This window comes from Pseudomonas sp. VEM90 (genome assembly GCF_054611535.1).
Map to the genome: position 1 here is coordinate 1 of NZ_JBTRAR010000028.1, position 24252 is coordinate 24252.

Sequence of the window (24252 nt, forward strand, 5' to 3'; positions counted from 1 at the left end):
CAGTGGAAGACAGGGAATCGTGTTTCGAACTATGCTTTTTCATGGTCTCGCCCTCGCTGCCGTTGGCTTCTTCGAACACCACCGTGGCACTGTGATGCCTCGGCGGGGGCGAGTCCATCGATTACACTGGAGGTTGGGCACAGGCCGTCGTAGGAGCGGGTTCACCCGCGAAGAGGCCGGGCCTGCTGGCCAATTTCCACCCGCCGTTCACCGTTGCCGCCGCTACCGTATTCGCGGGTAAACCCGCTCCTACACTGGAGGTTAGGCACAGGCCGTCGTAGGAGCGGGTTCACCCGCGAAGAGGCCGGGCCTGCTGGCCAATTTCCACCCGCCGTTCACCGTTGCCGCCGCTACCGTATTCGCGGGTAAACCCGCTCCTACACACGCATCTGTGGTTCGGGGCAGGCCGTTGTACGGTTTACCCGCAATGAGGCCAGCACCGACAGCACACACATGAAAACGGGGCCTTTCGGCCCCGTCGTGCATTACAGGTAGTAAGCCTTCAGCGGCGGGAAACCGTTGAATTCCACTGCGCTGTAGCTGGTGGTGTAGGCGCCGGTCGACAGCCAGTACAGGCGGTCACCGATGGCCAGGTTCAGCGGCAGCCCGTACTTGTAGTTCTCGTACATGATGTCGGCACTGTCGCAGGTCGGGCCGGCGATGACCACTTCTTCGGCTTCGCCTTTCTTCTCGGTCCAGATCGGGAACTTGATGGCTTCGTCCATGGTTTCGATCAGGCCGGAGAACTTGCCTACGTCGGTGTAGATCCAGCGCTCGACGGCGGTACGCGACTTGCGTGCGACCAGCACCACTTCGCTGACCAGGATGCCGGCGTTGGCGATCAGCGAACGGCCAGGCTCGAGGATGATTTCCGGCAGTTCGTCACCGAAGTCTTCCTTGAGGAAGCGGATGATTTCTTCGGCGTAGGTTTCCAGGCTGTTGGTACGGGTGATGTAGTTGGCCGGGAAGCCACCACCCATGTTGATCAGCTTCAGTTCGATGCCGTCTTCTTCTTTCAGGCGTTCGAAGATTACCTTGACCTTGGCGATGGCGGCGTCCCACACGCTGATGTCGCGTTGCTGCGAACCCACGTGGAAGGAGATGCCATAAGGCACCAGGCCCAGATCGCGGGCGAGGATCAGCAGGTCCATGGCCATGTCGGTCTGGCAGCCGAACTTGCGGGACAGTGGCCAGTCGGCAGTGGTGGAGCCTTCAGTCAGAATGCGTACATACACTTTCGAGCCCGGTGCGGCCTTGGCGATGTTGCGCAGGTCGGCTTCCGAGTCGGTGGCGTACAGGCGCACGCCCTTCTCGTAGAAGTAGCGGATGTCCTTGGACTTCTTGATGGTGTTGCCGTAGCTGATACGGTCGGCGCTGACACCGCGGCCCAGTACTTTGTCCAGCTCGTAGATCGAGGCGATGTCGAAGCTCGAACCTTTCTCTTTGAGCAGGTCGATGATTTCCACGGCCGGGTTGGCCTTGACCGCGTAGTAGACCTTGGCGAATTCGAAACCGGCGCGCAGGTCGTCATACGCCTGGCTGATCATCTGGGTGTCGATGAGTACGAACGGGGTTTCCTGCTTGTCAGCGAACGCCTTCATTTTCTGGAAGGTTTCACGCGCGAAATAGTCTTCGACCTGGATCGACATGCTCAGGGACTCCATGGGCAAACTGAAAGATTAAGTGGCTGCAAACTGAACGTCCTCCGTATCCCCACTTTGGTTCGCCTACTCAGTACTTGAGCCGGATGGATCGTTTCCAGCATGGACGTTCGGCGCGCACTTTAGGGCGTGAAGAATGCAGAATCAACAGGCAATCCGGGCGTGATCGACGTGGATCGACGACCAGCCATTTGAATAACCGACTCGTGTGACCGGCTGATGTTCCCTGCGATCTTTCAAGCGTAAAAAATTGTGGAATGGAGCGTGTTGGGCCCTTTGCGGTCAAGCCCGCTCCTACAGGGGATACGCGTTCCATGTGGGAGCGGGCTTGCCCGCGAAAGGGCCGGAGGTGTTCATATTTATGGCCACATTTTCCTGGTACCCCCGTACAGGAAATCGCCCATAAATTTTTTGTTACCGACTGGCGGATTTGCTGCTTTTGATGAGAAACATTACTATTCGCACCCTTATCTGCCTCCCCGATGACCCCCGACCGTGTCCGGACACAAAGGCTTCCTCGACCACTACCATGAGCTGATCGGCACCTGGACGCGCAAGCTGCGCAGTCGTCAGCAGGCCGAGGACCTCACCCATGATGCCTTTGTCCGGGTACTGGAAACCCCGCGCGAGCAGGTTGAGCAGCCACGCGCCTACCTGCATCAGGCTGCGCGCAACATCGCTGTGGATGGCTTCCGTCGCGAGGACCGCCGCCAGGCGCTGGAGCGGGAAGCCTTCGAAGAAGGCGCAACCGGCAGTGGCGACCCGGAAGCCTACGTGCATGCCCTGGAGCTGGCCGACAGCGTCGAGCGGGCCCTGGCCGAGCTGCCACTCAACTGTCGGCAGGTGTTCATCTGGCAGAAGCTCGAAGGCCTGACCCAGGCCGAGATTGCCGAGCGCATGGGGTTGAGCAAGAACATGGTCGAAAAGTATATGATCCGCACGCTCCGGCACCTGCGTGAGCACCTGGATGTGTCGGCATGAAGAGTCAGGAGATCTTTTCGATGGAACAGCACGGTACCGATGCCGTCCGCGAGCAGGCGGCCGCATGGTTCGCCCGCGTGCAGGACGCACCTCGGGATGCCGGGCTGCACAAACAGTTGCGTGCCTGGCTGGCGAGCGACGAGCACCACCGGGAAGAATACGAGCATCTCTGCCGCGTGTGGCAGGCCGCCGACTTCATTCCACGCCAGCGCCTGGAGGCGCTGTGCCAGCCAGACCCGGTACAGCAGCTGCCACGACGGCGTTTCATGCGCCAGGCGTTGGCCGCCAGTGTCGCGGCAGTGGCGCTGGCCCTGGGCTGGGGTGGCTGGCACTACCTGCAACTGAACCATCAGGGCAGCCTGCAGACGGCCTTCAATGAGCGCCGTCAGGTCGAACTGCCGGATGGCTCGCATCTCGAGCTCAATGGCAGCACGCAGTTGCAGGTGGAGTTCAGCGCCGGCCAGCGGCACGTGCGCCTGAACGCCGGTGAAGTGATGTTCAGCGTCGCCCATGACAGTAACCGGCCGTTTGTGGTCGACACTGCCCAGGGCAGTGTGATCGTCACAGGTACCCGCTTTGACGTACGCCTGGACCCAGCCAGCACCCGTGTGGCGGTGGAACAGGGGTCGGTGCGGGTGCAGGGCAAGGGCGCCTCGCTGGCGCAACTGACGGCCGGGCAGGGGTCGCATATAGATGCACAGGGCCTGGTCGCCGCACCCTATGCGGTCAATATCGGCGCCATGACCGCATGGCGTCAGGGGAAACTGGTGTTCGACAATGCAATCCTCGCCGAAGTAGTGGCCGAAGCTTCTCGCTACCGTAGCCAGCCATTGCGGGTCGCCCCTGGTAAAGTCGCCCGGCTGCGCCTGTCAGGCACCTTCAGCACCAACGACCCAGACGCTCTGCTGCGGGCCTTGCCGAGCATCCTGCCGGTGGCCATCAAGGCCCATGAAGACGGCTCCAGCGAAATAATCGCCAAATAGATTCAGGTTTTTTTTCACTCGTTCGTCTTCCTCGCCAGCTGCAACTGCCAAGCATTTCCATTTGCACGCGGTTGGCGTTTATTCCGCATTCCAGGATGTTTCGACGACGTGAACAACAACAAATCCCTCCCACGCTTTCGCGCCCTGGCGCTGGCCCTGGCGGTCAGCACTGTGGCCGTTGACAGCCAGGCCGCCGAGGCCGGTAATACCCTCCAGATCCAGGCTCAGCCGTTGGGTTCGGCGCTGAACCAGCTCGGCCAGCAGACCAGCCTGCAGCTGTTTTTCAGCCCCGAGCTGGTCGCCGGTAAACAGGCCCCGGCGGTATCGGGCAACCTGACGCCGGTGCAGGCGCTGCAACAGCTGCTGCAAGGCAGCGGGCTCACCTTCGAGATGTCCCGGGACACCGTTGTGGTGAAGCCTCTGCCGACTACCCTTGACCTGGGTAGCGGCAGCCTGGAGCTGGCACCCACCGATATCAAGGTGGTCGGTGACTGGCTGGGGGATGCCCAGCAGAGCGTGGTACAGAACCACCCCGGGGCACGCACCGTGGTGCGCCGCGAGGCAATGGTGGAAAAGGGTGCAATGAATGTGCGCGACGTGCTGCGTGGCATCCCCGGCGTGCAAGTACAGGACTCCAACGGAACCGGTGGCAGCGACCTGTCGCTGAACGTGGGCGTGCGTGGCCTTACTTCGCGCCTGTCGCCGCGCTCCACGGTACTGATCGATGGTATCCCGGCCGCCTTCGCGCCGTATGGCCAGCCACAGCTGTCAATGGCACCGATTTCCTCTGGCAACCTCGACAGCATCGACGTCGTGCGCGGTGCCGGTTCGGTGCGCTACGGCCCGCAGAACGTGGGCGGGGTGATCAACTTCGTAACCCGGGCGATTCCGCAAAAGGCCTCGGCAGAGCTGTCCACCACCTTGGAAACCTCCCGGCACGGTGGCTGGAAACACACCGAGTCAGCGTTCGTCGGCGGGACGGCCGACAATGGCATGGGCGTGGCGCTGTTGTACACCGGGGTGAATGGCAACGGTTACCGTGAAAGCAACAACGGCAACGACATCGACGACGTTATCCTCAAGACGCATTGGGCGCCAACCGATGTCGATGAGTTCTGGCTCAACTTCCATTATTACGATGGCCGTGCCGACATGCCGGGTGGCCTGACCCAGGCCCAATACGACAGCAACCCGTACCAGTCGCTGCGCGATTACGACTACTTCGCGGGCCGGCGCAAGGATGTGTCGTTCAAATGGCAGCGGCAGCTCGACGATGCCACCCAGTTCGAAGTGCTGACTTACTACACCGACAGTTTCCGCGGCAGCACCATTGCCTCGCGGGACATGAAGACGTTGTCGTCGTACCCGCGCAACTACCACACCTTTGCCATCGAACCCCGTGTTTCGCGCATCTTCTTTGCCGGCCCAACCACCCAGGAAGTCAGTGTCGGTTACCGTTACCTGAAGGAAGCGATGCGCGAACAGACGACTCGGCTGGCGCTGATCGACAACGTGCCGACGGTGACCCCGACTTCTGACGGCCACGTGTTCCAGGACCGCAGCGGCGGTACTGAAGCCAGCGCCTACTACATCGACGACAAGATCGACGTGGGCAACTGGACCATCACCCCTGGCGTGCGCTTCGAGCACATCAATACCGACTGGCGCGACCGCCCGGTACTGGACGCCAACAACCGCCCGGTAGCCGAGAAGAAGCGCAGCATCACCAGCAACGAGCCTTTGCCGGCACTGAGCGTGATGTACCACGTTTCCGATGCCTGGAAGGTGTTCGCCAACTACGAGACTTCGTTCGGTAGCCTGCAGTACTTCCAGCTGGGCCAGGGCGGTTCTGGCAACAGTACGGCCAATGGCCTGGAGCCGGAGAAGGCCAAGACCTACGAAATCGGTACCCGTTATGACAATGGTGGCTTTGCCGGTGAGCTGACGGCGTTCTACATCGACTTCGATGATGAGCTGCAGTACATCAGCAACGACGTGGGCTGGACCAACCTGGGGGCGACCAGGCACCAGGGTGTCGAGGCCTCGGTGCGCTATGACCTGGCCGGGCTGGACCCGCGCCTGGACGGGCTGTCGGTGAGCGGTGGCTACACCTATACCCGCGCAACCTATGAAGGGGATATCCCGGGATTCAAGGGCCGTGACCTGCCGTTCTATTCACGCCAGGTGGCCACTGCCGGGGTGCGTTACGCGGTCAACCACTGGACCTGGAACCTGGATGCCTACGCCCAATCCAGGCAGCGCGCACCCGGCACCGGAATCAATGCCGATGGCAGTTTCAATGGCGACTACATCACCGAGCCGAGTGCTGACGGGCGGTATGGCGATATTCCGGGCTACGTGACCTGGCATGCCCGTGGCGGTTATGAATTCGGGCCGCAGTTGTCCAACCTGAAGCTGGCGGCGGGGGTGAAGAACCTGTTTGACAAGCAGTATTTCACCCGCTCCAGTGACAACAATGCCGGCCTCTATGTGGGTGAACCACGGACCTTCTATGTGCAGGCCAGTGTAGGGTTTTGATCCGAGGCTGCCAGGCCGCTTTGCAGCCCTTCGCGGGTACCGAGAGCCTCCAGGCCTTCGAGGTTTGGGGGTAGGAGCGGGTTCACCCGCGAAAGGGCCGGGCCTGCTGGCCAATTTCACCAGCCGCTCACCGTTGCCGCCGCTACCGTATTCGCGGGTGAACCTGCTCCTACACATTGATCGGTGGTGGACACACATCGGTGATTGGGCGCAGGCCGTCGTAGGAGCGGGTTCACCCGCGAAAGGGCCGGGCCTGCTGGCCAATTTCACCAGCCGCTCACCGTTGCCGCCGCTACCGCATTCGCGGGTGAACCCGCTCCTACACATGATCGGTGGTGGACACACATCGGTGGTTGGGCGCAGGCCGCTGTAGGTTTACCCGCGAAGGAGCGCAAAGCGCCCCCGACGTTTACGAAGCAACGGCCTCAGCTGGCGAAACGATACTGGTCTTCGCCCCCCGCGATCGCCCTGAGCTCAGGTACGCCGCAATCGACTCCTGCGTCACCTCGCCCAAGAACACCTGCTCGGCATCCAGCACCGGCAACCATGCCCGGTTGAACTCGTACATGCGCGACAACAGGATGCGCAAATGCTCATCGTGCGCCGCCGTGGCATTGAACGGTCGCAGGAAATCGCCACACGTCCCTTGCTGGCGGTGCATGTCGCGTCGGCGCACATAGCCCAGCGCCTTGTTCTGTGCATCGGTCACCACCACGTAGCGGCGGTCGTGCTCGTCGAGCAGCTCCAGCGCATCGCTCACAGGCGTTTGCGGGCTCACCGATGGCGCGTTGTCTGCGGCATCCTCGGCACGCACCAGCAGCAGGCGTTTGAGCGTGCTGTCCTGGCCCACGAAGTTGCTGACGAAATCATCCGCCGGATGGGCTAGCAAGGTGTCCGGATGGTCCAGTTGCAACAGCTTGCCGGCACGGAAGATGGCAATCTTGTCGCCCAGTTTGATCGCTTCGTCGATGTCGTGGCTGACCATGATCACCGTCTTGTTCAGCGCCCGCTGCATTTCGAAGAACTCGTTCTGGATCATCTCGCGGTTGATCGGGTCGACCGCGCCGAACGGTTCGTCCATCAACAGCACGGGTGCATCTGCTGCCAGGGCACGAATCACGCCGATACGCTGTTGCTGGCCGCCGGACAGCTCGCGCGGGTAGCGTTGCAGGTACTGCTTGGGTTCGAGCTTGATCATGTGCATCAGCTCGCGAGCACGCTCGTGGCATTTCTGCTTGTCCCAGCCAAGCAGGCGTGGGACCACGGTGATGTTCTCTTCGATGGTCATGTTGGGGAACAAACCGATCTGCTGGATCACATAGCCGATGTGCCGGCGCAGGGTGACTTCGTCCAGCCCGGTGGTGTCTTCGCCATCGATGAACACCTGGCCCGAGGTGGGCGTGATCAGGCGGTTGATCATTTTCAGCGTGGTGCTCTTGCCGCAGCCCGACGGGCCGAGGAACACGCAGATTTCCCCTTCGTTGACAGTGAGGCTTACCGAGTCGACGGCTTTGACGTCCTTGCCGTTGACGTTGAAGGTTTTGCTGAGGTTCTTCAGTTCGATCATGAGCGCAGTCCTTCTGGAGTCAGGGCACGTTGCAGGGTTTGCAGCAGCAGGTCGGCGATGATTGCCAGCAGGCTCACCAGCAAGGCGCCGATCAGCAGCATCGACATGTCGCTGCGGCTGATGGAGGTGAGGATGAGCACACCCAGGCCGCCGGCGCCGATGGTGGCAGCAATGGTCATGACACCGATGTTCATGACCACGGCGGTGCGTACACCGGCGAGGATGACCGGTACGGCGATGGGCAGTTCGACCATGCGCAGGCGCTGGCCGAAGGTCATGCCTATACCGCGTGCGGCTTCACGGATGCCGGGCTCGACATTGGTCAGGGCCAGGTAGGTGTTGCGCAGGATCGGCAGCAGCGAGTACAGGAACACCGCAGTGATCGCTGGCAACGGCCCCAGGCCCTGGCCGAACTTGGAGTAGAACGGCAACAGCAGGCCGAACAGGGCAATCGAGGGGATGGTCAGCAGCACTGTGGCGCTGGCCTGCAGCGGGCCTGCGAGGGCCGGAAAACGAGTCATCAGGATGCCCAGCGGCACCCCGACCAGAATCGCCAGGCCCACGGCAACGCCGACCAGCATGATGTGCTGCCAGGTCAGGTGCAGCACCTGGGCCCAGTCCAGGTGGCTGAAGGTATCGATCAGGTTCATGGCTGGCCCTCGCTGTTCAGTGGGTGCTTGCGCAGAAAGTCCGCGGCCACGGCAGTGGGGTTCTGGTGCTCGACATCGACCTTGGCGTTGAGCTGGCGCATGGTTTGGTCATCCAGTTGCTCGGCCAGCGGCTTGAGCAGGCCAGCCAGTTGCGGGTTGGCGTCGAGCGTGGCTTTGCGCACCACCGGCGCGGCGGTGTAGTCGGGGAAGTAGTGTTTGTCGTCTTCCAGCAGCTTGAGGTTGAAAGCGTCCAGGCGGCCGTCGGTGGTATACACCAGGCCGGCGAACACCTGATTGTTGCGCATGGCGGTGTACACCAACCCAGCGTCCATCTGGCGGATGTTGCGCCGGCCCAGTGGCAGGCCATACATTTCGCGCAGGCCTACCAGGCCGTCGGGGCGGTTGGCGAACTCGGTATCCAGGGCCACCAGGTGATTATGCTTGCTCTCGTCGCGCAGCACCTGGTTGAGGTCGCTGATCGAGTTGAGCTGCGGGTAGGCCTCGGCGACCTGCTTCGGCAAGCCGAGGGCATAGGTGTTGCTGAATTTCGACGGGGTCAGCCAGATCAGGTCTTTTTTGGCATCCAGCTCCTTGACCTTGGCGTAGGTTGCCTCGGCGCTGGGCATACGCTCTTCGATGTGGTTGTACGACACCAGCGACACACCGGTGTATTCCCACATCAGGTCGAGCTGGCCGGTTTCCTGGGCCTGGCGTGCGAGGTTGCTGCCAAGCCCGCCGATGACACGCACATCGAAGCCGTTGGCGCGCAGGTATTGCGCGGTGATTTCGGCGAGCACGGTCTGTTCGGTGAACACCCGCGCGCCGATGCGGATCAGCGGTTTTTCAGCTGCCTTGGCAAATCCTGCGAACAGCAAGGCCGCGCCCAGTAGCAAGGCGATTCTCTTCTTCATACGTTTCCTATCCTTATTGGACCAGGCCGCGTTCCAGCCAGCGCTTGCTGGAGAAACTCACCGCCGCATCCAGCACCAGTGCCAGCAGCGCGGTGCAGGCGGCACCCAGCAGCAGTTGTGGCTGGTTGTTCAGGGCGATGCCGGGGAAGATCAGGCTACCCAGGCTGTTGGCGCCGATCAGGAACGCCAGCGGTGCGGTACCCACATTCAGTGCCAGGGCCACGCGTACGCCGCCGACGATGATCGGCACGGCGTTGGGCAGCTCCACCTGCCAGAGTTGCTGGCGCGGGGTCATGCCAATGCCGGTGGCGGCTTCCTTGAGCGAAGCAGGGACGTTTTTCAGGCCTTCGTAGGTGTTGCGCACAATGGGCAGGAGGGAGGCGAGGAATAGCGCGAAGATCGCAGGCCCGGCTCCGATGCCCAGGATACTGAGGGCGATGGCCAGAACGGCCAGGGGGGGGATGGTGTTGCCAACGTTGAAGAACTGCATGAAGCGCTCGGCTTTGTCGACCCGGTGCGGTCGACTTAACGCAATGCCGGCGGGGATGCCCACGGCCAGCGCCGCCGCCATCGAAGCCAGCACCAATACCAGGTGCGCTTGCAGGTAGAACCCAAGATCGTCGCGATAACGCGCGATCGTGTCGATGCCGATCCAGTGGACCAGCAGGGCCAGGATGACGAGCACGGCGGCCCATCCCAACAGCCCCGAACCGTAGCGTTTTGCCACAGGTGGACTCCTTGTGTAGTCGGCGAGCACACTTCTTGGTTGCCGGCCAATTCTGGCGGCGGGTGGTGTGTTCGCGAGTAGCAGCGTGATGCAAGCCGAGGGCTGCGATCAGGCCATGAGCCGAACCCCGTCGGGCCCGAAAATGCTGATGAAACCAGTCCCCAATCGAAGCGGTTTGCAGGGGAGTGGACGTCTCCATGGGTGTCAAGGTTCCCATTTGAGGCAGCATTTGGCCAGCGTTAATCACTGGGTGGCAGGATTTTTGGCGAGAAAAAACAGCGACTTAATGTGCTGCAGGCGTTGAAATAACTGCGCTTTGGTCATTTGTCGTGATAAAGCGATTGCCTGTTGGATTTCTTTTGTCTATGCCGACCTCTTCGCGGGTAAACCCGCTCCTACACAGACTGCACCGCATTCGAATCCTGTGTCGTACCTGTGGGAGCGGGTTTACCCGCGAAGAGGCCGGCACAGGCGCCATTCATTCGGCAGATTTTGGTCCAGGCCCAACTTCAGGTATGATACTGCCCCTTTCAAATCCCCCAGTCAGGCGATTTCCCATGACCAACCAGGCCGCCGAAGTCGCGAAGCGCCGCACTTTCGCAATCATTTCCCACCCCGACGCCGGTAAGACCACCATCACCGAGAAGCTGCTGCTGATGGGCAAGGCCATTGCCGTCGCCGGTACCGTGAAGTCGCGCAAGTCCGACCGCCACGCCACCTCCGACTGGATGGAAATGGAGAAGCAGCGCGGCATCTCCATCACCACCTCGGTGATGCAGTTCCCGTATCGCGAGCACATGATCAACCTGCTCGACACCCCGGGCCACGAAGACTTCTCCGAAGACACCTACCGCACCCTGACTGCGGTGGACTCGGCGCTGATGGTGCTCGACGGCGGTAAAGGTGTAGAGCCGCGGACCATCGCCCTGATGGACGTGTGCCGGCTGCGCGACACGCCAATCGTCAGCTTCATCAACAAACTCGACCGTGACATCCGCGACCCGATCGAACTGCTCGACGAGATCGAAGCCGTTCTGAAGATCAAGGCCGCGCCAATCACCTGGCCAATCGGTTGCTACCGTGACTTCAAGGGTGTGTACCACCTCACTGGCGACTACATCATCGTCTACACCCCGGGCCACGGCCACGAGCGCACCGAAGCCAAGATCATCCAGAAACTGGACTCGGACGAAGCCCGCGCACACCTGGGCGACCAGTACGACGCGTTCGTCGAGCAACTGGAGCTGGTGCAGGGCGCCTGCCACGAGTTCAATCAGGAAGAGTTCATCAACGGTCAGTTGACCCCGGTATTCTTCGGTACTGCGCTGGGCAACTTCGGTGTCGACCACGTGCTCGACGCCGTGGTCGACTGGGCGCCGCGTCCGCTTGGCCGTGTGGCCAACGAGCGTACCGTGGAGCCTGTGGAAGAGAAGTTCACCGGCTTCGTGTTCAAGATCCAGGCGAACATGGACCCGAAACACCGCGACCGTATCGCCTTCATGCGCATCTGCTCGGGCAAGTACGAGAAAGGCATGAAAATGCGCCATGTGCGCTTGAACAAAGACCTGCGTATCGGCGATGCGCTGACGTTCTTCTCCTCCGAGCGTGAGCAGCTGGAAGAGGCCTTTGCCGGTGACATCATCGGCCTGCACAACCACGGCACCATCCAGATCGGCGACACCTTCACCGAAGGTGAGGCGCTGGGCTTCACCGGTATTCCGCACTTCGCGCCGGAGCTGTTCCGCCGCGTACGCCTGAAAGACCCGCTGAAATCCAAGCAACTGCGTCAAGGCCTGCAGCAGCTGGCCGAAGAAGGTGCTACTCAGGTGTTCTTCCCTGAGCGCAGCAACGACATCATCCTGGGTGCGGTCGGTGTGCTGCAGTTCGACGTGGTCGCCAGCCGGCTGAAGGAAGAGTACAAGGTCGAGTGCGCCTACGAGCCTATCACCGTCTGGTCCGCGCGCTGGATCAGCTGCGATGACAAGAAGAAGCTCGAGGAATTCCAGACCAAGGCCATGGAGAACCTGGCCATCGACGGCGGCGGTCACCTGACCTACCTGGCGCCGACCCGGGTCAACCTGGCGCTGATGGAAGAGCGCTGGCCGGATATCAAGTTCCGCGCTACCCGCGAGCACCATTAAGGCTTGAAATCGGGGCTGCTTTGCAGCCCTTCGCGGGCACGCCCGCTCCCACAGGGAATCACCAAACCTGGAGGTCATGTGATACCTGTGGGAGCGGGCGTGCCCGCGAAGGGCCGCTAGGCGGCCCCATTTCAATTTCCGGCTTTGATACTGGTCCAGATTCGCGTACGAATACGGTCGATCTTCGCCGGCATCGCCTCCAGCGCATACAGCTTGCCCATCACCTCGTCGCTCGGGTAAATCATCGTATTACCCTTCATCGCCGGGTCCACCAGCCCGTCTGCCTTGAGGTTGCCGTTCGCGTATTGCACATGGTTGCTGATGTTGGCCATCACTTCCGGCTGCAGCAGGTAGTTCATGTAGGCATATCCGGCCTTTTCATCCGGCGCATCGACGGGCATGGCGACCATGTCGAACCACATCGGCGCACCCTCCTTGGGTATCGAATAGCCCACCTTCACGCCATTGTTCGCCTCATCGGCGCGGTTCTTCGCCTGAAGCACATCCCCTGAGAACCCCACCACTACGCAGATATCGCCGTTGGCCAGGTCGCCCGTGTACTTGGACGAGTGGAAATAGCTGATGTACGGCCGCACCTTCATCAGCAGTTCCTTGGCCTTCTCGTAGTCCTTGGGGTCTTGGCTGTGATGGGGCAAACCCAGGTAGTGCAGGGCGATCGGCAGCAGTTCGGGGCCATTGTCCAGCACCGCGACCCCACAGCTTTTCAGCTTGCTCATGTACTCGGGCTTGAAGATCAGGTCCCAGGAGTCCACCGGCGCGTTGTCGCCGAGCACCGCCTTGACCTTGTCGATGTTGTAGCCAATGCCGGTACTGCCCCACAGGTACGGGAAACCGTACTGGTTGCCCGGGTCGTTCACCTCCAGCGCCTTGAGCAGCACCGGGTTGAGGTTGTGCCAGTTGGGCAGCTGGGACTTGTCCAAGCGCTTCAAGGCCTTGCCTTGAATCTGCCGGGCCATGAAGTGGTTGGAGGGGAACACCACGTCGTAGCCGGAATTGCCGGTCATCAACTTGCCATCAAGGGTTTCATTGCTGTCGTACACGTCATAGGTCGGCACGATGCCGCTGGCTTGCTGGAAGTTCTTCAACGTATCGGGGGCCACGTAGCTGGACCAGTTGTAGATCTTCACCGTTTCAGCGGCGCTGGCCACGCTGGCGGCCAGCATCAGAGGGGCGAGGAGGAAGGTGCGCATGTCGGGTTTACCTTGCTTTGTCTGTTGTTATCGAAGGCAGGCGATCAGCGGATCAGAAAACAAGCACGTAGGTCTTGCGCACGGTCTCCTGGATGTCCCAGGTGCCGGTGCTGTTGGCCGGTAGCATCAATGCGTCTCCGGCTTCTATGACCAGGGGCTCGCCACCGTCGGGGGTGAACGTGCAGCGGCCCTTGATGAAATGGCAGAACTCCTGTTGCACGATCTGCCGCCGCCAGCGCCCTGGGGTGCATTCCCAGATGCCGGTTTCGACGCCATCGCTGCGCTCCACGCAGGTGACTGACGTGACTGCCACGGGGTCGCCGAGCGGTACCGCGACCGGGTTGGAGCTGTCGAGCACAGCAAATTCGGTGTTCTTGAACTGGGTGATGCTCATGACCGGTGGATCCTGTACGAGTGATAAGGGAAGTCAGTGCATGAAGCCTTCCATGAAGTCCGCAAGCGATATGGCCAGGCGCCGCCTCCACGGCGCGCTGGCGGGGTTGGCGAGGGTCCGGTCCTCGTGGACGAAGCTCTGGATGATCGCGTTGTAGCCCAGCCAGCGGCAGGGCTCGGGGGGCCAGCTGGCCAGGCTCGATAGCGGGCGGTTGTCGAGCACCCAGGGTTGTGCTGTCAGTTCGTTGTGCTGGTTGAGGATCAGCGCCGCCAGGGTGCGCCCACCCAGGTTGGTAGCCCCGACGCCTTCGCCGCCGTAGCCGCCGGCAAGGGCGATGCCGCGCTGGCGGTCGCAGAGCATGTGTGGGCGGAAGCGTCGCGCCATGCCGAGGTTGCCGCCCCAGGTATGAGTGATGCGTACCTGTTTGAGCTGCGGGAACAGTTCGCTGAACAGGTAGCGGCGCAGTTCGACTTCGTGTTCGTCGAGGTTGAAGTTTTCGCGCAGACGCCCACCGAAGCGGTAGCCACCGCGGGCGCCGAAGACCAGGCGGTTGTCGGCGGTGCGCTGGCCGTAGGTGACCTGGCGGCTGCTTTCACTGAAGGCTTGGCCCTGGCTCAGGCCAATCTGCTCCCAGGTAGCCTCCGGCAGCGGCTCGGTGGCCACCAGCAGGCTCTGTACCGGCAACTGATGTTTGCCCAGTGGCGGCAGGCTGGCGGCGTAACCCTCCACGGCAGGCACCATCCACTGGCAGCGAATCTGTGCCAGCGGGGTACGCACCTCGCTCGGCTGCCAGTCGATGGCCGGGGTGTTTTCGTAGATCGATACGCCCAGCGCCTCTACTGCCCGGGCAAGGCCGCGCACCAGCTTGGCTGGCTGGATGGTCGCCGTGTGCGGGCTGTAAATGGCTCCAAACGCATTGCTGACCCGCAGTTGGCTCCCCAACTGCTCGGGGCTCAGCCAGCGGTAGTCGTCCTCGGTCATGCCTTGGCGATACAAGTCGTCGAGGTAGGCGCGCAGGCTACGTTCCTGCTCGGGGTAGCGCGCCGCGCAATACAGCACGCCGCCTTTGCGGTAGTCACAGTCGATGCCTTCGCTTTGCAACACGCGATGCACTTCATCAGGGATGCCGTGCAGCAGGTCGATGCTGGCGCGGCGCTGTTGCGGCGAGAGGGTGCCGAGCAGGCGGTCTTCGCCTAGCAGGTTGCCCATCAGCCAGCCCCCATTACGGCCGGAAGCGCCGAAGCCGGCGATTTGGGCTTCGATCACCGCAATGTTCAGCTGGGGTGCCTGGCGCTTGAGGTAGTACGCGGTCCAAAGGCCGGTATAGCCGGCACCGATGATGCACACGTCAACGTCGAGGTCATTGCGCAGTGCCGGGCGCGCGCACAGCGGCTCGTCGAGCTGGTCCATCCACAGGCTGAGCGTGCGCAGGGGTTGCATCGGGTTCGGCTCCACATCCGTCAAGGTCTGTGGGCGATCGTAGTGGTGTCAGCGGGCAGCTGTCTTACGTGCGTGCACGCAGGGAAATTTGCTTCAGGTAGGCCTTGGGCGTTAGCCCGGTGTGCTCACGGAAGCACTTGTAGAACGCCGACAGCGAGTTGAAGCCGGCACTGAAGGCCAGCTCGTCGATCGTCGCCTCGACGCTATCATCGCCGAGGCTGGCCATCAGGTGCTGCAGGCGTGCCTGGTTGACGTAGCGGTAGAAGCTCTGCCCCAGCACCTGGTTGAGCAGGTAGGAAATCTGGTTGCGGCTGTAGCCGCTGGCGTCGGCGACCTGTTGCAGGTCGAGCTCCGGGTCGAGGTAGGGGCGTTGACGCTGGAAGTAGTGCTCCAGGTCCTGGGCCATGGTCGACAACTGCCGAGGCGACAGGCCCAGGCGGCTGGTGGCGGGGCGCGGGCCGCTGTTGGCGTGGCCTGTGCCGTTCTGGCGGACCAGTGTGGCGTATTCGTTGACCCGCCAGATCAGCCCGTCCCTGACGGTGATCGCCTCGCTGGACTGGAACGCAACCAGGCCGTCACCGCCCTGGACCGTGACCTGATACTGGATGAATGCGGTGCAGCCATCGACGCGGATGCGGTCGCTGTGGACGATGTCCTCGCCGGCTTCATGGGGCAGGCAGGCGCGTACGTAGTCGCGCAGTTCCTGGTGGCCGAGCACGCGGTTCTGAAAGAAGTCGTGGTACTGGATATCGGGGTGGTAGAGCGCCATGACACCGTCGAGGTCGCGGTGCTTCCAGCAGAGGTGGTAGCGCAGCACGATTTCGGCGGTGAGCGGGGTTTGCTCGGGGCCGTCGGGGAGGGTGGTGGCGATCATGGGAGGATAGTGCATTGCAGAACACCCAGGTGCAAGGGCGTGGATCCTGCATATTGCACGGTGTGCTCAGGCGGCTTGGAAGGTAAGCCTTTGATTCTTATGAATGTAGTTTTTTGATACAACTGGCATGGCGGCTGCACCTTTCTTGTCACCATCGAACAAGGAGAAAGGCCATGCGCTCGATACTGCTTTGGATGATTGGGGTGCCGATTCCGGTGATCATTCTGATCTGGTTCTTTATGCATTGAGATTTTGGGGGCCGCTCTTTGCGGCCCTTTTGCTACAACTCTTCGCTACAAAAGGCATGTGCAAGGTAGGCAGGCGCGAACATAGTCGAATCCCCAGATTTTGTAGGTTTGGAGAAAACCGCACCCACAGGTAACGTCGCAGAATGCCCTGGGCAAAGCCCTCAGTTATCTGGCCAGCAACTGGTACTAGGTGAGGGTTTCCACCGCTTTGTTGTTCACCACCCGCTTGATGTCGGTCAGGCGACCCAGCGGGTTGTCGTAATTCAGGCGCACGTGGGTGCAGCCGGTGGCGCTGAAGTCGGTCAGTGTGCCGTCGGACGTTGTAGGCTTACCGCTGTTAAACTCAAGCGAACAACCAAGGTGACCCCGGGCACTTAGTATTAGTCATCCGAAAATGCCATTAGAAAATACAAGCTCACATATCATCCCGACCTTCAACAAAACAAATACCAATCATAGCCTTATCTTGAAGCGACTCAGCTACCCGATTCGACACTACGATGCGCGACATGCTTTCCAACGCGCGAAAAATTGAATGAGTTGGTTCGATATCCTGCAGAACGATCCTACTGAATCTTTTAGGCCCGTCAGGCAATGATTTTATTAAGGGTTTATAAATGCACCTTTCCATATCAAAAGCGCTTTCTGATGCTAAATAGTTCACTGCGTAATAATCATTATACACATCGCCATTGATCACAACACATGCAGGTACAAACTGAATCTCACCTTCAAGCCCCATATCAAGAAAAATATTGAAAAGCCTAGACGTTATAATGTCAGGCCCATCACTAAAAAGATAGTCATACTTCCTAAACGCACTCAAGCCGACCTTTTGCTTGAGTGAAAGCTGAACTGGCAAATCAGAACCCGAAATCAGTTTGCACTCTTGAAAACTCAAGTGATCTATGTTGGTCCCATGATCATAGGAAAGCCAATATTTTTCAGGATAATTATCCACAGGCTCAATCAGTTTCATTAACATGCCACCCCCTCTAATTGAGTTTTTATTAAGTTTTATTTTGCCCTTGCGCAAGCCTTGACGATTTTCGCTAATAATATCATCAACAGCTGCCTTATATTGGGCTTGTGTCCATTTTTCCTGACGCCCAATTTTCTCTACCTCATTCAAACTTGCTTTGACATCTCGACTATACCCCGGGTGAGATCCTCTGTGGACTGTTCGCGTAGGATGGAGCTCTTCATGCGTCGGGAGATAAATTATATTATTCAGCGCGTGTATATTCATGCCTGACGCTTTTAAAACAGGATGATCCACTAGCTGCTGTGGGATAATATGGTGTTTTTGGAACCCTTCGATGCCCGGCATGGTGTTATACGTTGCCAGTCCCATTGGGTCGAGCCAGAGAATAGGGCTAGGGGCATATAAATAAAGATTAAATCCTCCTACAAGCCCAATTGGATCTTGCGTAACGAACCTCCCGCACTCCGGATCATAGTGCCTGAAAGTATTGTAGTGCAGACCTGATTCATCATCAAAGTACTGGCCTTGGAAGCGTATATTTTGCTCAATCTCATCGACTGCAAGATGTTCCAGTGCCCCCCATGACCGATAAGTCGCCTGCCAAACGATCTTGCCGTCGCTGTCCGTCAATTCCAACGGTGTACCAATCTGGTCAGTATGGAAGTAATAGACCTTCTGCTCTTCCCCTTCAACCTGATCAACCCGGGCCAACGGCGCATAGCTACCCGGCTCGTACAGGTACAAGATGCTCTGCCCTGGCGTTTCCTCCCGCAGCATCCTCAGCCCCTGCCAGAGAAAGCGCTTCTGTTCGACCTCGCCCTTGATTTCAGCCTGCTTGGCCACCCGCCGCCCAAGGCTGTCGTACCGGTACTCGCCTCGGCTTTCCAGCTTGCCATTGACCAACGTCTCCGCCCGCACCAGCCGGTTCCCGCAGTCATAGCTAAAATGCTGCAGCTTGCTGTGCCCCGAGCGCTTCTCGATCAGGTTGCCCCACGGGTCGTAGCGGTACTCCTGATCCCGCCACTGTTTGATCCGGTTGTCCTTGACCTTGTCGAACTGCCGCGCATTGAAGTCCAGGCGGTTGGCTGCCGGGTCGTAGCGGAATTCCTCGCTGCCGATCAACGAGCCGGTATCACGACTGCGCAATTGGCCGTTGGCTTCGTACTCGTACTTGATCTCGCCGCGTAGCTTGTCGAGGGTACGCACCAGTTCACCGGCCGGGTCGTACTGATAACGGCGGTGGATCGGGTTGTAGGCGTGCTCGACCAGCAACGAGGTATTGATGCCGGTGTTGTGCACCTGCGAAAGCTTGTCGGCCGGCAAGGTCGAGGCAAACTGCCAGGCCTTGCGCCCCATGGCGTCATAACCGAAGCAACTGGTGAGCTTGCCTTGAGTGCGGTACACCTCGCGGTGCAGGTCGTCTCGCTCCATGTCGCTGATCACCAGCCCGTCCAGGTTCAGCTGGTGCAGGTGGCCACTGCCGTAATACAGGTGATTGACCTTACGCCCATCCGGCAGGGTCAGCGTGGTCAGGTTGCTGAGCGGGTCGTACTCGTAGCCAAGCGTGCCGTCAGGGGTGATTTCTTTGGTCAGCCGACCGAGCAGATCGTAGGCGTACTCAAGCTTTTCTTCCGTGATCCCAAGCTGCTTGCCGATCTCGGTTGGTTGCCGCTCGATGCTCAGCAAGCGGTCACCGTCGTCGTATGCGAATGTCTGGCTCGCATCACGATTGATCTTGGCGACCAAGCGGCCAATGGCATCACGCTCGAACAGCGTATGGCGCTCTGGCCGTTCGGCATTGTCGCCATAGCCAATCTCATCCAGTCGTGTGAGATGGCCACCGACGTCGTAGCTGAAACGCCGGGTCAGGTTATCCACCCGCACTTCTTCGCTCAGCCGGTCCGAAGCGTCGTAGGCAAAGCTGTACGAGGCGTTGTTCTCGTTGACCAGCGCGGTCAGGCGCATGGCCTTGTCGTACTCGTAGCGAACCCGCTGGCCCTTGGCATCCTGGCGGCTGCTCGGCAGGCCGCGGGCCGTGCGCATCAGGCGGGTGGTCTGGCCCTTGCCGTCGGTGTGGCTGAGCACCTGACCGTAGACGTTGTAGGTGAAGGTTTCGGTGGTGCCGTCCGGGTGGCTGATGCGCTGCACTTCGCCGTCGGGCTTGCGTTCCAGCGTGGTGGTCTGGTTCAGCGCATCGGTCACCGCCACCAGGTGCTGACGCTCGTCGTAGCGGTAGTACGTGCTCTTGCCCGAACAGTCCTGATAACGCTCGACCTGGGCCTAGGGTTAGCATACTGAAACGACTGAGACAATGTTGGCAGTCGCCTCAGGCATCAAATATTAAAAAACAAGCCTGCAAACACCACCACTTTGACCAAGCCAGATATTGCTGCAGCTTCTTGTCGAAACTTTTAAATACAAAAGCTACCCAATCAATTTTAGATCCAGCTAAACTTATAGAAACATAATTCTTGAATCCACTAAAACACATCAAACTTAACCATTCCAGGTGGGAATGAGTCAGGGAAAGAATTGGGTTTTACACCCCCAGAAAGAATGCCCGCCAAAGTTGTAGTCAAGTCTGACTGAAAATACTCAACATCAGGAGACCGAGACGCAATGATGGCAGTTCCCCAAGAGTCACTATCCTCTATAGAATCAACCGTCCAAAATATGTAGTCACCATTATCAGTCACGCCCACAGGGATCAAACCACCAGAAGCCGGATAAATTAAATAATTATAGTAATCAGGGTCGGACTCTATTAGCTCCTTCAAATCACCCAGCACAAACTTAAACTGATCGTAAAAATTTATATCTTCGTTATTGCTGAATGGGTTGAAAATAAGTATAAAGTCCGCTATTCGCCCTGACCCATAGAAATTGATAAAATCAATATAATCTGATGGAAATGGTAGACCCTGCTCTATTTCAGGCCATTTTCGTCCCACTCCCGAATCTACAGGGCTTTGCGGGGAAGGCATTAGTGCAGTCAAATTATTAATAGCCATATCTACATTCCTGGGGGGTTTAGCACAGTGAGGTTTTCAAATAATCCGCCCGAGCCTTCTGCCTTAATTGTAATGCCAGCAGGAATCCTGGAAGGCCCATGGTAAATTGGCACAATATTTACGTCAACGACTTGACCTTGCTCTAGAGCTTTTCTTATCCGTCCCTCCACAGCACTCATCACAGGCGTGTTAGCCGGGCGCTGTTGAATTGTGATGAGGTTTCGCGCGTCATCTCCGGCCCCACCCAATTGCCTTCCTAGCAAGTGACCTCTTGCCCTATTAGAGCCCGCCCCGGTAATGAACCCTGGGGGTTGAATGTTAGGACTAGCATGGGTACCACTATTAATATGACTAAAATTTAATCGTGCCTGAACCCCTGTTGGGCGACCCAAGCTATCCAGCTCACCATACTTAATACCACAAGGACTCAATCCGAGGGGATCAATCCAGCCAAGTGAATTTGAAGCATACCTGTAAAGATTTTGCCCCCCTAGTAAACCAATTGGATCTTGCGTAACAAATCGGGCAGCACCAGAGTCATAATATCGGAAAGTATTATAGTGTAGACCTGTTTCGCCATCAAAATACTGACCTTGGAATCGGAGATTCTGTATTACCTCATTAATAGACAGGTTTTCTACCTCACCCCATGAGCGGTAAGTCACCTGCCAAACAATCTTGCCGTGGCTATCGGTCAGCTCCAGCGGCGTACCAATCTGGTCAGTATGGAAGTAATAGACCTTCTGCCCTTCCCCTTCAACTTGATCGACCCGCGCCAACGGCGCATAGCTACCCGGCTCGTACAGGTACAAGATACTCTGCTCAGGCGTTTCCTCCCGCAGCATCCTCAGCCCCTGCCAGAGGAAGCGCTTCTGTTCGACCTCGCCCTTGATTTCAGCCTGCTTGGCCACCCGCCGCCCAAGGCTGTCGTACCGGTACTCGCCTCGGCTTTCCAGCTTGCCATTGACCAACGTCTCCGCCCGCACCAGCCGGTTCTCACAGTCATAGGCGAAGTGCTGCAGCTTGCTGTGCCCAGAGCGTTTCTCTATCAGGTTGCCCCACGGATCGTAGCGGTATTCCTGATCCCGCCACTGTTTGATCCGGTTGTCCTTGACCTTGTCGAACTGCCGCGCATTGAAGTCCAGGCGGTTGGCTGCCGGGTCGTAGCGGAACTCCTCGCTGCCGATCAACGAGCCGGTATCGCGACTGCGCAACTGGCCGTTGGCTTCGTATTCGTACTTGATCTCACCGCGTAGCTTGTCGAGGGTTCGCACCAGTTCACCGGCCGGGTCGTACTGGTAACGGCGGTGGATCGGGTTGTAGGCGTGCTCGACCAGCAACGAGGTATTGATGCCGGTGTTGTGCACCTGCGAGAGCTTGTCGGCCGGCAAGGTCGAGGCAAACTGCCAGGCCTTGCGCCCCATGGCGTCATAACCGAAGCAACTGGTGAGCTTGCCCTGGGTCCGGTACACCTTGCGGTGCAGGTCATCGCGCTCCATGTCGCTGATCACCTGACCATCCAGATTCAGCTGGTGCAGGTGGCCACTGCCGTAATACAGGTGATTGACCTTGCGCCCATCCGGCAGGGTCAGCGTGGTCAGGTTGCTGAGCGGGTCGTACTCGTAGCCGAGCGTGCCGTCAGGGCTGATTTCTTTCGTCAGCCGACCGAGCAGATCGTAGGCGTACTCAAGCTTTTCTTCCGTGATCCCAAGCTGCTTGCCGATCCCGGTCGGTTGGCGCTCGATGCTCAGCAACCGGTCACCGTCGTCATAGGTGAATCGCTGTTGTGCGTCGCTATTCAGTTTGGCGATCAGGCGACCAATGGCATCACGCTCGAACAGCGTATGGCGCTCGGGCCGCTCGGCATTTTCGCCATAGCCAATCTCATCCAGTCGTGTGAGATGGCCACCGACGTCGTAGCTGAAACGCCGGGTCAGGTTATCCACCCGCACTTCTTCGCTCAGCCGGTCCGAAACGTCGTAGGCAAAGCTGTACGTGGCGTTGTTCTCGTTGACCAGCGCGGTCAGGCGAATGGCCTTGTCGTACTCGTAGCGAACCCGCTGGCCCTTGGCATCCTGGCGGCTGCTCGGCAGGCCACGGGCCGTGCGCATCAGGCGGGTGGTCTGGCCCTTGCCGTCGGTGTGGCTGAGCACCTGCCCGTAGACGTTGTAGGTGAAGCTTTCCGTGGTGCCGTCCGGGTGGCTGATACGCAGCACTTCGCCGTCGGGCTTGCGCGCCAGCGTGGTGGTCTGGTTCAGCGCGTCTGTTACCGCGACCAGGTGCTGGCGTTCGTCATAGCGGTAGTACGTGCTCTTGCCCGAGCAGTCCTGGTAGCGCTCGACCTGGGCCAGGGTGTTCCACCACAGGTACTTGGACTTGTAGGTCGCATCGATGATCGTGTGCGGCAGGCCGTCATCGCTGTTCAGGTACTCGGTCATCTGGCCGAGGGCATCGAATTCGGCGAGCAGGTTGCCCTTGTCGTCGTAGCGCGCTCGCCAGGTGCTGCCATCCGGGTAGCTGACCTGGGTCACCAGCGTGGTCAGGTGGTGATAAGCGTTTCCACCGCTTCGTTGTTCACCACGCGCTTGATGTCGGTTAGGCGACCCAGCGGGTTGTCGTACTGCAGGTGCACGCGGGGGCCGCCGGTGGCGCTGATGTCGATCAATGTTCCGTCGGGTGTGCGAGTGAAGTGCAGGAAGTGGTCGCCCTCGGTGCACACCAAGTACACCTGCTTGTACGGGTTGTAGATGCGCTAGCCGATATATGCCGTAAAAATACTGGCTCCGCTAACACTTTGGCAGAGCCAGTCCAATACTTAACTGTTAAAGATCACACCACCAAACTCTCACAACAAAACTTATGCAGAAAGTAAATCTCGAAAGACCCGAAGACAAGATATCTAATCCTTAAACTGCACTCCGCGAACCGAGCTATTTTCAAAAATAGACTTGACGCGAGCAGCCACCACAATGACGGAGCTTTCCTCTTCAGCCCTAACGACGTCACTAGAAAGTATTGCCTCATCATCCAAAACTATCTTGCTGAACCATCTAGGGCCATCTGGCATATAGCTAAGCAACGGTTCGCTAACGGACTCCTTCAAGTTAAAAGCTGGTGATTTATCAATCACGCTGAACACTTTGTAACCAGCATAGGAAACCTCACCTATCAGTAGATCCGCATCCACAAACTGAACACCAGAAATGTTTTCTGCCCTCATTAATTCGTAGAGCCGTGGCGAAATCAAATTGGGCCCGTCACTGTAAAAAAAATCATAGCTCAAGAGCTTGGAGGCACTGACCCTTTTTGATCCCTCGAAGCAGACTTTTATATCCTTGCTTACAGCCACACCCTCTTTAAAAACCCCAGATTCTTCACCTGACAACATCTTTACCTTCAGCCAGTAACTCTCAGGGTAATCATCTGAAATAGAAAGTATATGATTCCTAACCACAAGCTGGTTCTCTAGCAGAGTTTTTATTCAGCGCCGACTCATCTGCGCGCAATCCCTTTCTCTCATCAACCATGACTCCGTGAGTTAGCCTTTTGATAGTCCGCTTTGGTTCAACCTTTTTACGTAATCGTGAATAACATCCAGTTTTTCTCTATGGTCGAAGTATTATTACGCGGAAGAGCTTCGATATACCGTTCACACCCGGTGACTCTCCTCACATTTCGGCAGGAAATCAATATTGTATAAATTATGAACAGTTACCTCGCCCACTTGCTTGCAGCATTCTTAGATAGCTGCCGCGGGAACAACATGATTTTTTTGAAAGCCATATATCCCAAGCATCGTATTATAGCCCCCTGAGACACGCCGTCTAAAGATTGACGAGCGAAGACTTCGCTTACACTCGCTGTGCTAAAAAAGCAACGCTGGCACTGCCGCCTGTTAGGCAGCACCAACGCGCTGCATATTTTCAAAGG

The 24252-nt window shown here is 58.8% G+C and carries 15 protein-coding genes and 2 pseudogenes; 4 read left to right on the plus strand and 13 right to left on the minus strand.

Features of this window, described 5'->3' with window-relative positions; all coding sequences use genetic code 11:
• Positions 1-485: 485 nt before the first annotated feature.
• Positions 486-1649: a type III PLP-dependent enzyme gene (locus ACYCCG_RS22510; RefSeq protein ID WP_021781787.1), complete on the minus strand. Its 1164-nt coding sequence runs from the start codon at positions 1647-1649 to the stop codon at positions 486-488.
• A gap of 507 nt (positions 1650-2156) precedes the next feature.
• Here ACYCCG_RS22510 and ACYCCG_RS22515 point away from each other — a divergent pair.
• The 3 genes from ACYCCG_RS22515 (at position 2157) to ACYCCG_RS22525 (ending at position 6163) form a co-directional block, all read left to right on the plus strand.
• Positions 2157-2642, plus strand: coding sequence for an RNA polymerase sigma factor (locus ACYCCG_RS22515; RefSeq protein WP_003248496.1), 486 nt, complete (start codon positions 2157-2159; stop codon positions 2640-2642).
• Between the two features lie 20 nt (positions 2643-2662).
• The gene (locus ACYCCG_RS22520) at positions 2663-3625 is read left to right on the plus strand and encodes a FecR family protein (RefSeq protein ID WP_459671817.1); all 963 of its coding nucleotides are present in this window, start codon (positions 2663-2665) and stop codon (positions 3623-3625) included.
• A gap of 108 nt (positions 3626-3733) precedes the next feature.
• Positions 3734-6163, plus strand: a complete 2430-nt coding sequence (locus tag ACYCCG_RS22525; RefSeq protein WP_209967906.1) for a TonB-dependent siderophore receptor — start codon at positions 3734-3736, stop codon at positions 6161-6163.
• A 409-nt stretch (positions 6164-6572) separates the two neighbouring features.
• Here ACYCCG_RS22525 and ACYCCG_RS22530 read toward each other — a convergent pair whose 3' ends face one another.
• The 4 genes from ACYCCG_RS22530 to ACYCCG_RS22545 are packed head-to-tail and all read right to left on the minus strand — an operon-like array spanning position 6573 to position 10018.
• The gene (locus tag ACYCCG_RS22530) at positions 6573-7730 is read right to left on the minus strand and encodes an osmoprotectant ABC transporter ATP-binding protein OsmV (RefSeq protein WP_339444670.1); all 1158 of its coding nucleotides are present in this window, start codon (positions 7728-7730) and stop codon (positions 6573-6575) included.
• Positions 7727-8380 (minus strand): ABC transporter permease, encoded by a 654-nt coding sequence (locus ACYCCG_RS22535; protein WP_028697400.1) that lies wholly within the window; start codon positions 8378-8380, stop codon positions 7727-7729. The genes ACYCCG_RS22530 and ACYCCG_RS22535 overlap by 4 nt, the downstream gene beginning before the upstream one ends.
• Positions 8377-9291 (minus strand): glycine betaine ABC transporter substrate-binding protein, encoded by a 915-nt coding sequence (locus ACYCCG_RS22540; RefSeq protein ID WP_339444671.1) that lies wholly within the window; start codon positions 9289-9291, stop codon positions 8377-8379. Before ACYCCG_RS22540 ends, ACYCCG_RS22535 begins: the two co-directional genes overlap by 4 nt.
• A gap of 13 nt (positions 9292-9304) precedes the next feature.
• Entirely contained in the window at positions 9305-10018 is a 714-nt protein-coding gene (locus ACYCCG_RS22545) for an ABC transporter permease subunit (protein ID WP_176685717.1), read from the minus strand.
• 557 nt (positions 10019-10575) lie between these two features.
• Here ACYCCG_RS22545 and ACYCCG_RS22550 point away from each other — a divergent pair.
• Positions 10576-12159: a peptide chain release factor 3 gene (locus ACYCCG_RS22550; protein WP_021781794.1), complete on the plus strand. Its 1584-nt coding sequence runs from the start codon at positions 10576-10578 to the stop codon at positions 12157-12159.
• 131 nt (positions 12160-12290) lie between these two features.
• Here ACYCCG_RS22550 and ACYCCG_RS22555 read toward each other — a convergent pair whose 3' ends face one another.
• From ACYCCG_RS22555 to ACYCCG_RS22590, 8 genes and pseudogenes are all read right to left on the minus strand, one after another.
• A complete protein-coding gene (locus ACYCCG_RS22555) occupies positions 12291-13370 on the minus strand; it encodes a polyamine ABC transporter substrate-binding protein (RefSeq protein ID WP_028697402.1) in 1080 nt (359 codons plus the stop codon).
• 52 nt (positions 13371-13422) lie between these two features.
• Positions 13423-13764: a cupin domain-containing protein gene (locus ACYCCG_RS22560; protein WP_108191785.1), complete on the minus strand. Its 342-nt coding sequence runs from the start codon at positions 13762-13764 to the stop codon at positions 13423-13425.
• Between the two features lie 33 nt (positions 13765-13797).
• Positions 13798-15204 carry an NAD(P)/FAD-dependent oxidoreductase gene (locus ACYCCG_RS22565; RefSeq protein WP_459671821.1) on the minus strand — a complete coding sequence of 469 codons (1407 nt, stop codon included), beginning with the start codon at positions 15202-15204 and terminating at the stop codon, positions 13798-13800.
• A gap of 64 nt (positions 15205-15268) precedes the next feature.
• The gene (locus ACYCCG_RS22570) at positions 15269-16093 is read right to left on the minus strand and encodes an AraC family transcriptional regulator (protein WP_021781797.1); all 825 of its coding nucleotides are present in this window, start codon (positions 16091-16093) and stop codon (positions 15269-15271) included.
• A 648-nt stretch (positions 16094-16741) separates the two neighbouring features.
• Positions 16742-19591: pseudogene (locus ACYCCG_RS22575) on the minus strand (RHS repeat-associated core domain-containing protein); the annotation flags it as partial.
• 200 nt (positions 19592-19791) lie between these two features.
• Positions 19792-20322: an SMI1/KNR4 family protein gene (locus ACYCCG_RS22580; RefSeq protein ID WP_252458246.1), complete on the minus strand. Its 531-nt coding sequence runs from the start codon at positions 20320-20322 to the stop codon at positions 19792-19794.
• A gap of 2 nt (positions 20323-20324) precedes the next feature.
• Positions 20325-23074: pseudogene (locus ACYCCG_RS22585) on the minus strand (RHS repeat-associated core domain-containing protein); the annotation flags it as partial.
• A 147-nt stretch (positions 23075-23221) separates the two neighbouring features.
• Complete coding sequence (locus ACYCCG_RS22590) at positions 23222-23710, minus strand: imm11 family protein (protein ID WP_256559351.1); 489 nt, start codon at positions 23708-23710, stop codon at positions 23222-23224.
• Between the last annotated feature and the right edge of the window lie 542 nt (positions 23711-24252).